16 protein-coding genes are annotated in these 14,460 nt (G+C 35.3%); 6 read left to right on the top strand and 10 right to left on the bottom strand.

Translation table 11 applies throughout. The features are described 5' to 3' along the window. Positions 1 to 380 precede the first annotated feature (380 nt). Both J5U23_RS09530 and J5U23_RS09525 read left to right on the top strand, forming a co-directional pair. On the top strand, positions 381 to 1,508 hold the full coding sequence (locus tag J5U23_RS09530) for a hypothetical protein (RefSeq protein ID WP_218266024.1): 1,128 nt from the start codon (positions 381 to 383) through the stop codon (positions 1,506 to 1,508). Positions 1,509 to 2,018: 510 nt separating this feature from the next. Further along, complete coding sequence (locus J5U23_RS09525) at positions 2,019 to 2,828, top strand: amidohydrolase family protein (RefSeq protein ID WP_218266023.1); 810 nt, start codon at positions 2,019 to 2,021, stop codon at positions 2,826 to 2,828. Positions 2,829 to 2,878: 50 nt separating this feature from the next. Here the strand turns inward: J5U23_RS09525 and J5U23_RS09520 are convergent, their stop codons facing one another. From J5U23_RS09520 to J5U23_RS15860, 6 genes are all read right to left on the bottom strand, one after another. Beyond that, positions 2,879 to 4,459: a sodium:solute symporter family protein gene (locus J5U23_RS09520; protein ID WP_218266022.1), complete on the bottom strand. Its 1,581-nt coding sequence runs from the start codon at positions 4,457 to 4,459 to the stop codon at positions 2,879 to 2,881. Between the two features lie 4 nt (positions 4,460 to 4,463). Further along, positions 4,464 to 4,655, bottom strand: coding sequence for a DUF3311 domain-containing protein (locus tag J5U23_RS09515; protein ID WP_218266021.1), 192 nt, complete (start codon positions 4,653 to 4,655; stop codon positions 4,464 to 4,466). A 125-nt stretch (positions 4,656 to 4,780) separates the two neighbouring features. Continuing rightward, positions 4,781 to 5,092 (bottom strand): winged helix-turn-helix domain-containing protein, encoded by a 312-nt coding sequence (locus tag J5U23_RS09510; protein ID WP_218266020.1) that lies wholly within the window; start codon positions 5,090 to 5,092, stop codon positions 4,781 to 4,783. Next, positions 5,085 to 5,699, bottom strand: coding sequence for a hypothetical protein (locus J5U23_RS09505; protein ID WP_218266019.1), 615 nt, complete (start codon positions 5,697 to 5,699; stop codon positions 5,085 to 5,087). The genes J5U23_RS09510 and J5U23_RS09505 overlap by 8 nt, the downstream gene beginning before the upstream one ends. Then, on the bottom strand, positions 5,700 to 6,116 hold the full coding sequence (locus tag J5U23_RS15865) for an ATP-binding cassette domain-containing protein (protein ID WP_244988773.1): 417 nt from the start codon (positions 6,114 to 6,116) through the stop codon (positions 5,700 to 5,702). A 49-nt stretch (positions 6,117 to 6,165) separates the two neighbouring features. Further along, entirely contained in the window at positions 6,166 to 6,471 is a 306-nt protein-coding gene (locus J5U23_RS15860; protein ID WP_244988772.1) for an ATP-binding cassette domain-containing protein, read from the bottom strand. A 96-nt stretch (positions 6,472 to 6,567) separates the two neighbouring features. Between J5U23_RS15860 and J5U23_RS15855 the strand changes: the two genes are divergently transcribed. Then, on the top strand, positions 6,568 to 7,395 hold the full coding sequence (locus tag J5U23_RS15855; protein ID WP_244988771.1) for a hypothetical protein: 828 nt from the start codon (positions 6,568 to 6,570) through the stop codon (positions 7,393 to 7,395). Here the strand turns inward: J5U23_RS15855 and J5U23_RS09490 are convergent. Continuing rightward, positions 7,392 to 7,757: a NifB/NifX family molybdenum-iron cluster-binding protein gene (locus J5U23_RS09490; protein WP_218260599.1), complete on the bottom strand. Its 366-nt coding sequence runs from the start codon at positions 7,755 to 7,757 to the stop codon at positions 7,392 to 7,394. The two genes, J5U23_RS15855 and J5U23_RS09490, sit on opposite strands and share 4 nt — an antisense overlap. Before the next feature lie 279 nt (positions 7,758 to 8,036). Here J5U23_RS09490 and J5U23_RS09485 point away from each other — a divergent pair, with 279 nt between their 5' ends. Continuing rightward, on the top strand, positions 8,037 to 8,684 hold the full coding sequence (locus tag J5U23_RS09485) for a peroxiredoxin (RefSeq protein ID WP_218266018.1): 648 nt from the start codon (positions 8,037 to 8,039) through the stop codon (positions 8,682 to 8,684). 24 nt (positions 8,685 to 8,708) lie between these two features. On the opposite strand, the gene J5U23_RS09480 is transcribed toward J5U23_RS09485, so the two are convergent. Genes J5U23_RS09480 through J5U23_RS09470 form a run of 3 tightly spaced genes read right to left on the bottom strand, consistent with a single transcriptional unit; the run spans position 8,709 to position 11,455 of the window. Next, a complete protein-coding gene (locus tag J5U23_RS09480; RefSeq protein WP_218266017.1) occupies positions 8,709 to 10,226 on the bottom strand; it encodes an amidase in 1,518 nt (505 codons plus the stop codon). After that, positions 10,213 to 11,319: a hypothetical protein gene (locus J5U23_RS09475; protein WP_218266016.1), complete on the bottom strand. Its 1,107-nt coding sequence runs from the start codon at positions 11,317 to 11,319 to the stop codon at positions 10,213 to 10,215. Before J5U23_RS09475 ends, J5U23_RS09480 begins: the two co-directional genes overlap by 14 nt. Beyond that, on the bottom strand, positions 11,294 to 11,455 hold the full coding sequence (locus J5U23_RS09470; protein WP_218266015.1) for a hypothetical protein: 162 nt from the start codon (positions 11,453 to 11,455) through the stop codon (positions 11,294 to 11,296). Before J5U23_RS09470 ends, J5U23_RS09475 begins: the two co-directional genes overlap by 26 nt. Before the next feature lie 988 nt (positions 11,456 to 12,443). Here J5U23_RS09470 and J5U23_RS09465 point away from each other — a divergent pair. Together J5U23_RS09465 and J5U23_RS09460 are read left to right on the top strand one after the other, a co-directional pair. Continuing rightward, positions 12,444 to 12,680, top strand: a complete 237-nt coding sequence (locus J5U23_RS09465) for a hypothetical protein (RefSeq protein ID WP_009991906.1) — start codon at positions 12,444 to 12,446, stop codon at positions 12,678 to 12,680. Positions 12,681 to 13,289: 609 nt separating this feature from the next. Beyond that, positions 13,290 to 14,168, top strand: a complete 879-nt coding sequence (locus J5U23_RS09460; RefSeq protein WP_218267533.1) for an MFS transporter — start codon at positions 13,290 to 13,292, stop codon at positions 14,166 to 14,168. The last annotated feature ends 292 nt before the right edge of the window (positions 14,169 to 14,460 follow it).

Here is a 14,460-nt window from a genome sequence, read left to right as displayed (position 1 = left end):
CATAATACAATGGCTTTCTTTCAACATAATACATAACGTATATCTATACTCTCTCCAAATTTTTCGGAGATTTAAAAGTCATTTATAATGCGAAAAATAAATATAGCCCTTATTAATTCAATTTACATTAGTATTTATTTATTATAATGATATATAATTCACGTATAGGATAGCTTAGATATTTATCATGTTAATATATATTATAACGTTCTCTATCATTGAATAGAGTGCATAATAGTAAAATATGACATATTATAATTATAGTAATTTTTCAGTTTTGCTCAAGTCAAATAACGTCTCATGTAGAGGTCTCCAAACGGTTTTGTAGAAGTCTGACTACGCTTTACGTTGTAATAAAGTATAAAATATTACTAGGTTGAATGTGTAATATGGCAGTAGCTATTTTTAATATGGTTATTGACGGAGAAATAGACGTTAAGAATGTTCAAAAATTTTTCGACAATCTAATGATGGCAGCAGAAACACTTTCTAAGACACATACTGTGGAACCCTTAAAATCTCTTCATGAGAAATACCGAGATGAAGTAAAGGAACTAGAGGAGTTGAAAGATAAAGATAATATTTTCTATTTTTCCTACCTAGCGCACAAGGTATTTGATGACTATTTTAATAACGGCAAACTAAAGGGTTTACTCGACGAGATCAGTAAGCTCAAAATTAATAAAAAAGAGCTGTTAAAAAAGTTCGAAGAGAACGTCGGAGAGGTTAAAGAAGTTGAGAATTTAAAATTCCCAGTACTTTGGACCTTTAAAACAAACAATTTACTTAGTCTAATGAAGAAGTTCAATTCAATTCAAGATAGAGAATTTGAGGCTGAATATATGGGGCTAAAGGTTTATGTGACTATTAAACCCTATGAAGGCGAAATAGGTCTCTATGATCCCTACGTTTTCTTTACCAAGAATCGACCCAGATTGGGAATAAGATTTGGTGAAATTGCAATAGATCCCTACGAGGTTAGGATGCTACAGCTATATGAAAGCAGAGAACACTTTATATTAGCTATTGTGGAGAAAATTTGTGGTAAATTAACCTTAAAGACGCAGACCGTATTAACGATCACCGATCCCCTAAAGTTTAAAAACACAGCGTATTTAACTAGAGCATTAAGATACTCCCACTGGACATTAAGGACTTCAAAGTTATCGCTAAGTGAGGTTATTAACTATTTGCCATTCATCCTTAATTCCGTCAATAAGCCTAAACAGTTTATTAAGAGTGTAATGGATCTACATGATAGAATAGAGGATGAAGGGGTAGATTTGGACTATATTAAGAAAGAAATCGAAACTTTAGGTTGGTATGGAATAAAGTTACCTGATAAACCTAACAGAAGTGAGGACAGAGGTCTCAATAAGCTAAAAGAGTTATATGACTTGTCTACAAAGTTGGGAGATCCTATAGTACTATTAACACATCTCCTTATTACTATAATATATGTCTACAAAGTCAATGGTTATAAGTACAAGCAATTATTTGTAATATAAAAAACAGATGATCGTTTGGGAAAAGTCTTGTTTCTTTCCCACGTCTGGTGTATCTTTCTTTCTCAGTGCAGTAGTCCCTTACTATTTTCAAGGAAGTATCTTGCAACTCCCTTTTAGACTTTAGAGGGTTTTTATCAAAAGTGTGAGAATGTGCTTTGATGAATCCTTCAATTTTCTTAGATGTTAAGCTAGTTAAATTTTCTTAAATTCTAAATCAAGCGTTATTTAAAAGTAAGTTTAGCATTAGCGAGTATGGTGATAGTGTCGTCATTAGTATATAATTTATTAAACAAGGGAAATCTCTACAAATTGTAGGTGCAAAATAACGTTTTGCATGCCTTATTCATTCCAATAACATAGAAATATAAATAGCTCAATGACGACACTAAGTCCACACTCATCCAATTTTACCTTGCCCTTTATAACTTGAGCAAGTATAACACCCCTATTACTCCTTAATATTGTCAGTTTCCCGTAAAATATTTAACACTTAATCGCATAGATTTAATAATGATAGATTTTCATTTTCATGCTCCCGTTAAAGAGTTTTTAGATTTTTTAGGAGAGTATGCTGAACCCGCTATTAAATACTTTAATGCGAAGGTTGAAGTTAAGGGATTAAAGGAGATTTTAGATTATTACGAGTCTTTCGGGATAAAGAGGTTTGTTGTATTACCGATAGATTCCACGACGTTTTTGGGCAGAAGAATTCCAAATCAAGTGATTAACCTAGATGATAGGATTGTGAAATTTATTTCAGTTGATCCATTAAAACCAAACGCTATCGAGGAACTAAAAAAGGCAATAAGGGAGTTTGAGCCAATAGGTGTTAAATTACATCCACAGTTGCAAGGTTTCAATCCTCTAGACGAAAGGGTATTAAAACTTTACGAGATAATTGATAGCCATGAACTAGTAGTTGTATTTCACACCGGTACATCTGGTATTGGGGCTGGTGTAAAATCAAGTATTAGGTTAGACTACGGCAGACCAATTTACTTTGATGAAATAGCAGTGAGGTATAATAACATGAAAATCGTATTAGCTCATTTCGGTTGGCCATGGACTGAAGAAGCAATAGCAATCGCATTACATAAGCCCAACGTTTATTTAGATCTTTCAGGTTGGGCTCCTAAATATATTCCACAAGCGATTTGGAATAATGCGAAAAGACTTAGCGATAAATTATTGTTTGGCTCAGATTTTCCTCTGATAAGGCCAGAACGTTGGATAGAGGAGTTCAAGAGTGTAAATTTAAGCCAAGATATTAAGGATAAAATATTGAAGCATAATGCTGAGAGGTTAATAAGGAAGAGTTAATGGTTTTTAAAAAAAAGAATTTGATATTTTAATAAATAATAAAAAAGAATTTAACCTATTTCTTCTGCCCTTATATTGCTTACTGGTCTCCAGCCTACTCCGTAGGCTATTGCGGTCCCAATTACTCCTATGGCTAAGTTAATAAGAGTTGATATTACTCCTATATACATTGGCCCTAAAGGTGTTAAGAAAGATGAGGTTTTCAGTGGGCCGAAGTGATTAGCCAATAATGTTAGATATATACCACTAAACATTCCTCCCGCCCAACCTCCAACTAACGCATAACCATTGAGCTTATTAGTATAAAGTCCTAGGAACACTGAAGGTAAAGTTTGTAAAATAATTATCCCACCTAATAATTGTAACTGTATGGCATAAGTTGATGGTGTAGCGAATACTAGGGCTAAGGCTAAAAATTTAAACGCAGTGGAAATCCATTTAGCTAGGGCTGATTCTGTGCTAGGAGACATATTAGGTTTAAACTCCTTTATAATGTTCCTAGTAAGGAGATTAGCTGCTCCAATTGCCATTATAGCTGCAGGAACCAGACCTCCTATGAAAATTCCCAATAACGCTATTCCAACAAACCAATCTGGCATCGAATACCCTATTAGAGCGGGAACAGCTACTGCACCAGAATGTGTTTTAGCGATAAAACTAACCACATTGGGGTTAGCGTAAACCAGGATACCAAATAGGGCTATAATGGCTAATATGATCGAGTAGAAGGGCTGTAATGCTAGGGATAATTTAAGTGATTTCTTAGAATCTGAACTTACACTTGCATTTACAGCATGAGGATATAGATAGAGGGCGAATGCGCTTCCAATGGCTAAGGAAATATAAGCAGTTTGTGCAGCAAGGGTGTTAGGTAAATAATTATAGAAAATTGGTTTATTAACATTATTTAATGCTAAATTAATTTGTGAGCTTAATGTTAGAGCGTTATGGAATGCACCTGAAAATCCTCCAAAAGCTAATGGGACATAGATTGCAATGCTTATTACTGTACCCAAAATTATGATATCCTTATATACTGCAGTTAACGCCGCACCCCTAAGACCACTCGTAAATACGAATGCTGCCAAAATTATGAAGGCTACTAAAAGGCTTAAATCACTTGCTAATGAAACGTTACTAACTCCTAAACCTAGTAACAGGATAAGTAATGCTACTTGCATACCCACAATTTGTAACGCTATATAGGGCAATTCAGCAACCACACCAGTAATTGCGACAAGACCAGCTAGAATCTTGTTGTTAAATCTATCCTTAATGAAGTCAGCTGCTGTAACGTACCCCTTGTTTTTTGCAATCGTCCATAATCTAGGCATGAAGAGTAGGGCTATGAACGGTGTGACTGCAGAGTAAAAGGCTGCGAAAAATCCAACTGGACCACTAGCTAAAACTAGAGAGGGTACTGCAATAAATGTGTATGCAGTATATAAATCGGCAGTTAGTAGGAACCACATCAAGTATGGTCCTAATCTTCTTCCTGCTAGTGCCCATTCATGAAGCTTTGATAGATCTCCTCTTCTCCATCTACTTCCATAAAAGCCCAAATATACAAAAACTACAAATAAAATTACAAACAGCACTAGTGAAATTATCGAGACGTGTAACCCATCCATACTCTCAATCCCTTACGATTGTAACAACCGCGTAGAACACAAGAGCCCCTATTGGCATTAGGATAATTTGATACCAATAAAATAGGGGTAGTCCTAGGAGCGTCGGATCATTTTTGGAATAGAATGGTAATAGAGAGTATAGTATTATGAAGAGTAGAGCTAAAATCCCTACTATCACATAAAACTTTCCCGCCATTATATAATAATGTAAAAATCCTTTTTTAAGCTTTACTTTATTAAATAGTCCAACTGTTAATTTTAAACTTAAAATGTAATGTGTAAGACATAAGTAGAATAATATATAACAGAAGTTACAAGGTTTTAAGACATGTTACCTATTAGCCTAATGTACTCCTTTACTGTCTCCCTTCCTTTATCTGTTATTCTCACGAATGTCCTTACACCATTCACAGTGAAACCCTTTTTAGTTATTACTAACCCCTCCTCTTCCAAGATTTGCAAATGCATCAGTAAGGAACTTTTAGGTATTCGAGAGTACTCCAGTATCTCAGAGAACGTCATCTGACCGAAAGTGTACAAGGCTATCAAAATAGCTAATCTAACCGAATTATTCAAGGCTCTGTTATTTAAGAATTGGATTAGCTCTTTAATCCTCTCTTCTTCATCATTCAACAGCAGACACCTCTAACAAAGAACTGATGGACGCATAGAACCACGCTATTTCAAAAGCTATGTAAAGTGAGTAAAGTAGTTGTGATAAAATCCCTAACGGGGCTAATAGAAGTGTGACAATTGCTATAAGGTCATAGTATCTGGGCTCTACAAGTCTATATTTAGAATATAGGAAACGATATAGTGAATACGCAATAAAGATTACGTATATATAAAATGGTAGTATAAAATATACAGTATTTATACTCAAGTATAAGACCAAAATAAATGATATAAATAACATTAATACGAGTAGAACCATTATTGTATAGTTGAATCTCGTCCTTCCATAGCCTTCTCTACCGATAAGTTTTATGTAATCAACCCTAATACCTTTAAAGATCGTTGCCGTGAAATAGGCAAAGGGTATTACTAAAATAAGGGGAACAAGTCCATATAGAAGTGGAATATTAACGTTTAAAGAACCTATAATTACATATGAAAGACTTAGAATCAGTTCATAAAATCCCCAAATCGCATAATATATACCCAATACCTTTCTAGACTTCTTCTTGATTAACACTCTAGCAAAATCTTCAGCCTCTTTAACTAAGTCCTTATAGCTCATTCACATTACACCATAAATTCGATCTATACTACCTAGATGGGTTAATTTAGCCCCAATTTGAGCATTTTTAATAAACGATAACATCTTTCCTTCTTGAAGCTCTATGGTAAGTGTGGCGTTCTCTATTTTACCCTCAACTACGTTAGCTTCAATGAGATCAGCAACTGATACTGGACCATAAATCTTACCATTTATCAAGATGAAGGAGTCCCAGTCCTTAAATTCCCTTAATAGATCCAATTCATGCGTTGTTACAATGCCCTCATTGAAATACTCCTTTAGCCATTTGACTATAAGCACCCTTCTCGCGGGATCTAAATTTTCAAATGGTTCGTCAACTAATGCAATCTTCGGATTTGTAGACAATGTCAAAGCTAGTCTAACAATTGATGACTGGCCAGCTGAGAGCTTATACAAAGGCTTATTTATGACTTGCTCGAAAACTCTGGCTTCTTTTAGTAGTATATTACATATCAGCGTCTAAATCCTTAATCTCTTCAAATAGATATACGATATCTTTAACCTTTCTACCAATACTATAAACTTCCTCAAGATTGGTTGAAAGATTTAAATAGTTCCTTACTTTTCTAACTTCAATACCATCAACGTATATGTGACCTTCGTAAGGTGTTAGTCCACATGTAGCCTTTATGATAGTTGTTTTCCCTGAACCATTTGGTCCTAGCATAATGCTCTTACTGTTGATTCTGAGATTAACTCCTTGAAATAGCACGCTTTCAAACATTATCGTGAAATCTTTATACTCTAGCATAACTCTATCTTTACTTCTAGACATAAAAATCATTAAGATAGTTCAAAAATTGAACTATCATTGAAACTTATAGTATCTTTTTACTCATTATTAACCATGAAAAGACTCTTTACCTACATCGTAAAACGAACCCTTCTAAATCCTAATCTAATAGGCTGGGGAATACTTTATATAGTATTCTGGGGAATAATAGGAGCTTACATTATGGCACCTGGATTTTTAAAAGAGATACCATTTACTAACGAAAAAATAATATATCAAAACTACGTTGCAGTGTGGTATTCCGATTTGGTAATACTATCGCTAAGTGCACTAGCTGTATCAATAGCGTTTATACTTTTTTATCAAACTGGAACTCTACCATATTTACTAAGATACAGCAAATTAAAGGCGAGTACGTATGTACTTTCTATTTATCTGGGATTTTTAGTAGTTGGATTAATAATAGAACTTCTAATGACCGCTGTAATCCCATTTATGTTTTCAAACAACGGGACAGGGATAATTACATATCCTTCAGAAATTCCCACTTTAATTCCAATATTGATCTTGGGAAGCTTATTCTTTATATCATTCTCAACGTTTTTGGCAATAATAACAATTAAATTTAAGGGAATGAGAATGCAAAATTTAATTAGCTTCATACCTCTAATATTAGGCTTTATCTTCTATTCTCTATTCACATTTTCAGAATATCCAAACATTTTGGACTACACATCTCCGTACTTGTCGATGATGCTTCTATTATATTATGGATATACTGGGAATATACCACCAATAAACTTTCAGAATGCACAAGAAAGAGTATCTGTTGACGCTCTCATTTTATCTTCTGTATTATGGACTCTCATAATAACTATAATAGATATCATTATGATAAGAAGGATATACTTCACCAACATAGAAGAGAGTAGACAACTCTAGTGGTGATGTTCCCCGTGACGTTCCCCATGTGTTGGTTGCTTAATTTCAGGTAATTCGTTTTTAATTAGCTTCTCCAAGGCAGTCTTAGCATCAAGACCCATTCCAAGATATGCCTTCACATTATACCTCTGCAAAAACCTAAACCCTGGAGGACCCATTTCCGCTACAACAACTGCGTTAACACCTTTATCAACGGCGGATTTTAACATATGCACACCTCTGGCTGCAGTAGCATTTAATGCGGGATTCTCATATTCTTCTATTATTTTGTATTCGTTCCCATTTATTTCATAAATTTGAACAACTAATCCTTCACCTGGTCCAGAAACATACCCATTTGTAACTGGTATTGCAACTTTCATATATACAATTTTCCTCTTTTATAACATATAAAGTTAATGTATGATTTGTCCATTTCACATGAGTTGTTGGATATTAGTATATCCATGACGAAAGCATCTCAAAATAGATCTTACACTCGATACCTTAATTTTACCATAATAGTACTACCTTCTCCATACCACATCCATCTCTACAGCTAGTATAGGAAATTTAGAACGACTTTAATTTAAAAGTTACATTTTAATGAGAATGAGTTAATTTTAAATAGGAGCTATTCTAAGTTATATATAGATGAGAAAATGAGTGAAGGAAGAATTCCATTAATAGGAGAGAAATTCCCAGAAATGGAAGTAGTAACTACACATGGTAAGATAAAGTTACCAGAGGACTTCAAGGGGAAATGGTTCGTATTATTCAGCCATCCTGGTGACTTTACGCCAGTATGCACTACAGAGTTCTATTCATTTGCTAAGAAATACGAGGAATTCAAGAAACTGAACACAGAGCTAATAGGACTTTCAGTTGACAGTAACATCTCCCATATTGAATGGGTAATGTGGATAGAGAAGAACCTAAAGGTTGAAGTTCCATTTCCAATAATTGCGGATCCAATGGGTAATGTAGCTAAGAGGTTAGGAATGATTCACGCAGAATCCTCTACAGCCACAGTTAGGGCAGTATTCATAGTTGACGATAAGGGAATTGTGAGATTAATACTGTACTATCCAATGGAGATAGGAAGGAATATTGATGAAATTCTAAGAGCTATTAGAGCATTACAATTAGTTGATAAAGCCGGAGTTGTAACACCAGCGAACTGGCCAAATAATGAACTAATAGGAGACAAGGTCATTAATCCAGCACCCAGAACTATAAAAGATGCCAAAATGAGATTAGGTCAGCCCTTTGATTGGTGGTTCACTTATAAAGAAGTTAAAACGACATAACGCGAATTGATCTTTTTTAAAAAATTATTTTTTCATTCTTTCAAACACATTAGCTATTCTAAGTATCTTGTCCTCTTCAAAGTAGCTTCCTACTATCATTAAACCAACCGGTAAACCATTCGAATACCCCACAGGTACATTCATAGCAGGGTGTCCAGTAACGTCAAAAGGAGCGGTATTACTTATCATTCCTAATGCCATCATGAAATACTCATCAAAACTTGGTTCACTCCTATACCTCATGGCTTTCATAGGAGTTGTTGGCATTATGAGGGCATCATATTTCCTTAATGCTTCATCATAAGCTTCCTTTAACATTATTGATAGATTTCTAGCCTTGGCGTAATACCTATTATTATATTCCCTTATCATGAAATAACCTAGCATTAATACGCCTTTTACCGTATTAGGAAGATCTCTGGCCCTAGATTTCAAGGAGTTCCCAAACAAATCGGCAATTTGGGTCTCAAAGAGTCCTTTTCTCCCCCACCCTAGTCCACTTCCCAATATCATAGTGGCTGTAGCACCCTCAATACCAATGGGAGTCCATATATCCAATCCCATCCTATGTAGGGGTATGGAGACCTCTTCTACCTTAATCCCGTAATCCTCTAACTTCTTAGCGGAATCTGATACTAAATCATCAACGTCCTTTTCCGAGTTCGGCCAATTAAACCCTTCCTTAACTATACCTACTTTCATACCCTTTACCTCGCCATCAATAAGGTTTAAATAAGGTTTAACCGGGGGTTGAGGTAAACTATCTGGTTGTCTTGGATCTAATCCATCTCTTCCCGCTATCACCTCTAAAAGTAATGCTATATCCTTTACCGTATTAGCCATAGGTCCCAAGTGATCCAATGTGGGCTCGATAGAGAAAGCACCAGTATATGGAACTAATCCGTAAGTCGGTTTTAGTCCGTATATCCCAACCCATGAACTAGGGATTCTAATTGAGCCTCCTTGATCTCCTCCAACAGCCATATCACAATAGCCGGAAGCTACTGCTACAGCACTACCGCTTGATGATCCTCCAGCCATATACTCTGGATTTCTCGGATTTAGTACTGGCCAAGGATAAGATGTATGACTACCTCCTGAGAAGCATAGATCCTCACACGTAGTCTTAGCTACGATTTCTCCAGCCTCATCCAGAATCCTTGAAACTACAGTAGCGTCCATATTGGGGACAAAACCTTCTAACATTTTAGATCCGTTAAGCATGGGTATACCCGCTATCATCACATTGTCCTTAATGCAAATCCTTTTTCCCTTTAACTTACCCTCTTCCTTACCCTTTATCGTAGTTATCCACACTAAAGCACCATAAGGATTCTCCTCTTTCATAGGTGGTCGACCTAATGTTCTCTGATATTTAACTCTTGGAGTATAATCTGGTAAGGAGTCTAACCTCTCATAGGATTCCAACTGCAGTTTTAGTAATGACAAAAAGGATTTTAACTCCTCATCCTCTAGATCTAAATTAAATTGCCGTTGCCAACAGTTTCCGTTAGCCGTGAAATTTGTGTCATTTGCAATCATTTAACGTTTTGAGCCCCTTCAACGCCACTAAATAGGCTGAAGCCATATGCCTATCAAAACCCCTCTCCTTCATTATCCTCTCGTGTTCCTCAGAGTTAGTAGTACCCTTAGGGTTAACTAGGATAACGTTAAAGCCTAACCTTAACGCCTTAATAACACCGTGAATCAACAATTGTCTCTTAGCAAATTTTGTAATCTTCCTATTACCCTTCTTACTCTTAGTAAATTTCCTCCTCTTTATGACGAATAAGTCCTCAAAAACTACGTAATCAACACCAATTTTTGCAAGGAACTCTAGTGACTGAGACAGAGCGTTAAGCCTCAAAGCCTTAGCCCTCTCCTTAGGATAATCGTGAGAAACAACTTCAGTGTACCACCAGGTTTTGAAAGTAATAATCTCACCTTGCCTATCAACTACGACTACATTAAGCCTATCACTATTCAAATCAAAACCTGCAAAAAGACCATAACCGGTCGGTTTGGGAGATGAAAAATGTTTCAAGTAGAGCCAGAGAGGGACTTGCATGTGGATCACGGGATAATGCTTGAAAGTTATTATAACACCATAACCCTCCTCCCTCTTGTTTGAAAGCTCTTCCAACTCTTTTACCAACGATAGGTACTCCTTTCCAAAATAAGCTCTGCCCACAATCCACTCCTTACTCCAGGGATCCCTAACCTTAATTAGGACGTGGTCATCCATGACGTGGAACTTCACATTCCTATTTCCCCTATCGCTTTTGTTCCCCCTACTCGCGAACCAGAATCCCTTTATCTTTGCATGAACCATTTCTCCCTTCTCGTCTTCCCTGTCTAACAATCCTTCAACAATTGTATTTGCTTGTTTTAATGCAGTCTCCAAGTAGATATAGTTTGGCATGATGGGGTAGAGGTCTTTTGTAAGTTCTTCAATACTCTTCTCCTCGAGTAGTGGATTTATAGCACTCTTGACTACTTGTGAGTAAGCCCTAGCAATCCTAGTAATCCTCTCCTTATCATGGAATATGACTTTCCCGTTTATCGCCACAAATTGGAAGTTATCTAGTGCTTCTTTCGACCCAATTATCTTATTCGTCGTCTGGTAAGAAAACAACTACCACCACCTTCTTCCCAGCTATTTTTTCTGCCTTTTCCTTTACGCTCTTTGGTATGTATATTGCGTACCTCTTCTCACCGTATTTGTCGCTACCTGCAGAGGATATTACTCCGTGGAAAACTATCTGCTCCATATGTTGTTATTAGCAGAAAAGTTTTTAAGTTTTGCCATACATTTTTTACATGTAGAAGAGAACCCTACGATGAACCCGAGGAGCAATGTGAGGGGGAGGAAGGGTTCAATGAGGCCCCTCGTATCGTGGCTGGGAGGTATGCTCCCTAACCTAGGTACGGGGGGCCGGACAAGGGGTATGAGGGCGAGGGGTTGAATATAAATTCATGAAACTTCGATGAAAGTCCGACCCCTAGAAATCTCTCTTAAATCCTCCAATGTGGGTAACTTAATTCCCATAAAATATTTTAGTAAGGCAATCTTATAAACAAAAGTTTTAAAAGAAGTATTACATGCTTCGCATCTAACAAACCTGAGTTGCAACCGTAGGATGGAGGATAGCTTTATTTCCGCAGTTAATCACCCTTATCTAGCGTTACTCCTCATATACCTATGAGAATAACTTTTGTTAGCTAATATGCATCATCATCTTCAGCTTCTACGAAATCTACAATATCCTATGATTTCAACTCTCACACAATTCCACTTTGCCTATATCAACCCTATACTCCTCAACTGATTGATCTACACTTGATGTTATCCGGCGTGAGAAAAATTGAGAAATTGTTATAATTACAACATCTCATATTATACAATTATATATTATACTGAACTATAAAGAAGGATACAATTTATATTGACAAGGTAATATAGAAATGATTGCACGATTTTGCATAAAAATTTGTCAAAAGCCACAACTACACAGGAGAGAACTCACGTGGTAATCTTAGCTGCTACTATGATCGGAATTTGATCGAAAGATTTATTACTGAACGCCATCGCCGTTTGTAGCTGTGTGAAAGTCAGATGACTATATTCTCGTGGTACGAAACTCTCATAAGCTTAAAGGAAGTCGTTATATAACATTGGACGTTTCTTTTCAATAATCAAACTTGAGTGATAAAAGTTTTCAAGTAAAGATTTAAGTGGCTATGATTTAATTTAAATGTATGATAGATGAGGAAGCATTAAAGGAATGGATTGAGAGGTTCAAAGAGGCTAGAGAGATTAGAAGAAAGTATGCTGACTGGGACTTCATAAAATCACAACCAGTAAAACTAAGAATTGCATTGGAATACTATATAGAAACCGGAGATTATAGAGGAGCTTCACAAATGGCAGGGATGGCCGTAGATGAGTTCGTGGACTTTGCTAAAGACAAGGCAAAAATACCAACAATCTATTGAACTTATAAAATGCTGAAAAATAGCCTTTTGCAGTATACTTAGAATCGATCTTCAAAAATAAATCTATAGTGTTAACAAACATATTGTAGTTTAATTGTATAATTCTTGAGATTAGGGGAAGATTCACGGATCCCATAATGTCGTCATTTAGTTATTTACATTATCTATATTAGAAAAGGCATACAAAACGTTATTTTGCACCTACTGTTTGTAGAGATTTTCAGTAATTAATAAATTTATATCCTAATGACGACACTATGCCCACACTCATATATTGGAAAGCTTAAATATAAGATAAAGTATACAATATTAAGTGTAGAAAATTGGTTTAAAGTTAGAAATTTTTTCATCTAAGTAGAGAAGCCAAAATCTATATGTTATCTTCTTTCTCAACAGCTATTGCTTTTAGAATGCTTGATACTGTTATACAACCATATCTGGGAATTCATTTAGGGTTTACAATATCCCAAATCTCTTTAATTTTCCTAGTTTCAACAATTGTTCAAGGTGTTCTAACTTTAAGCTTAGGTATATTGGCTGATTTTTTCAATGCTTTTAACTTATTAATATACTCATTTATAGCAACGGATATAGGTATTCTTTTTCCTTATATTTTCACATAATTTTCTTATAGTTCTAGCTGCAGTCAGTTTAGCATATATAGGCTTTAATGTAAGAGTACCCTTAATGAGAGTTGTAATTGGGAAGAGAATGAGTAAAGAGGAACTTAGTACCTATTTTACAATAACTCCTTTATTTTCTATAGTATTACCTTTACTTGCAAGTTTTATTGCCCAAGAGAGCTATACAATTGATTTCGTTGTGGCAGTTATCTTTATAATAATTGTAATTCTAATCCTATTCGTAATAAAGTCTATTGTATCACTAACTGAGGAAAAACATACAACTATTACTTCTCATATTCCATTTAAGGAGTATTCTAAATTGATGAGAGAAGATAGAAGTGAATTAATCTTACCCTTGGTGTTAGCTGTGAACAGGTTTATTTTTGGAACAAGTTTTTTGTATATACCACTATATTTTACAGAGATAATAAAGGGAAGTCTACTGGAGTTGGGAATAATGCTTAGTACCGAGACTATAGCCATAAGTTTAGCCTCACCTCCATCGAAGTTCGTTTCAGATAGATTAGGTAACGTGACAACGTTAGCAATGACAAGAATTCTAGCCGCTATAACGTATGCTTTACTTTACTTTATAAAATCTCCCGTGATCTTTATAATAGTAAACTGGGTTGGGACATTATTTATAGCTATGGATAACGTACCAGAAGTAAGCCTATTTTCTAAGATGAAGACAGCTAATTTATCAATGTCATTAATAGATTCCGTATCTACATTATTGGCAATATCCTCCCCTTTGATTGCTCTCATCATCTGGGTAAATATTTCTCCAGCTTCAGTGTTCTTACTTTCCCTCCTAGTAATAATACCTTCAGCAATAATGTTTAAGTATAAACATCTTTAATACCAAGCGTTAAAGAGCTGGGATAGGTGTAAATGTGAAAATAATTAAAAACTCTAATAGTGTTTATTGAAAAACTATGTTATTCCCATTTTAAGATAGATATTAAGCTGATCAATTTAAGATAGAAACTTTATACTCTCTGAGACTTTAAAGGCCGCATAAGTTATGCTTCTAATAGATAGCAGTTGTTCTACTTTAACGTAGCTTAAAGATTTTCATCAAACCTAGTGCATCAACTAAACATATCTCAACTAATCTGAGGAGTTTATCCTCATATTTTTAATTAACTAAA

This window comes from Saccharolobus shibatae B12 (genome assembly GCF_019175345.1).
GTDB classification, from domain to species: domain Archaea; phylum Thermoproteota; class Thermoprotei_A; order Sulfolobales; family Sulfolobaceae; genus Saccharolobus; species Saccharolobus shibatae.
This window is presented reverse-complemented; position numbering and strand designations above follow the sequence as displayed.

Excerpts from the sequence above, each read along its gene's own strand:
- J5U23_RS09530 (WP_218266024.1), top strand. The coding sequence starts at position 381 with ATGTGTAATATGGCAGTAGCTATTTTTAATATGGTTATTGACGGAGAA.
- J5U23_RS09525 (WP_218266023.1), top strand. The coding sequence starts at position 2,019 with ATGATAGATTTTCATTTTCATGCTCCCGTTAAAGAGTTTTTAGATTTT.
- J5U23_RS09520 (WP_218266022.1), bottom strand. The coding sequence starts at position 4,459 with ATGGATGGGTTACACGTCTCGATAATTTCACTAGTGCTGTTTGTAATT.
- J5U23_RS09515 (WP_218266021.1), bottom strand. The coding sequence starts at position 4,655 with ATGGCGGGAAAGTTTTATGTGATAGTAGGGATTTTAGCTCTACTCTTC.
- J5U23_RS09505 (WP_218266019.1), bottom strand. The coding sequence starts at position 5,699 with ATGAGCTATAAGGACTTAGTTAAAGAGGCTGAAGATTTTGCTAGAGTG.
- J5U23_RS15860 (WP_244988772.1), bottom strand. The coding sequence starts at position 6,471 with ATGCTAGAGTATAAAGATTTCACGATAATGTTTGAAAGCGTGCTATTT.
- J5U23_RS15855 (WP_244988771.1), top strand. The coding sequence starts at position 6,568 with ATGAAAAGACTCTTTACCTACATCGTAAAACGAACCCTTCTAAATCCT.
- J5U23_RS09490 (WP_218260599.1), bottom strand. The coding sequence starts at position 7,757 with ATGAAAGTTGCAATACCAGTTACAAATGGGTATGTTTCTGGACCAGGT.
- J5U23_RS09485 (WP_218266018.1), top strand. The coding sequence starts at position 8,037 with ATGAGTGAAGGAAGAATTCCATTAATAGGAGAGAAATTCCCAGAAATG.
- J5U23_RS09480 (WP_218266017.1), bottom strand. The coding sequence starts at position 10,226 with ATGATTGCAAATGACACAAATTTCACGGCTAACGGAAACTGTTGGCAA.
- J5U23_RS09470 (WP_218266015.1), bottom strand. The coding sequence starts at position 11,455 with ATGGAGCAGATAGTTTTCCACGGAGTAATATCCTCTGCAGGTAGCGAC.
- J5U23_RS09465 (WP_009991906.1), top strand. The coding sequence starts at position 12,444 with ATGATAGATGAGGAAGCATTAAAGGAATGGATTGAGAGGTTCAAAGAG.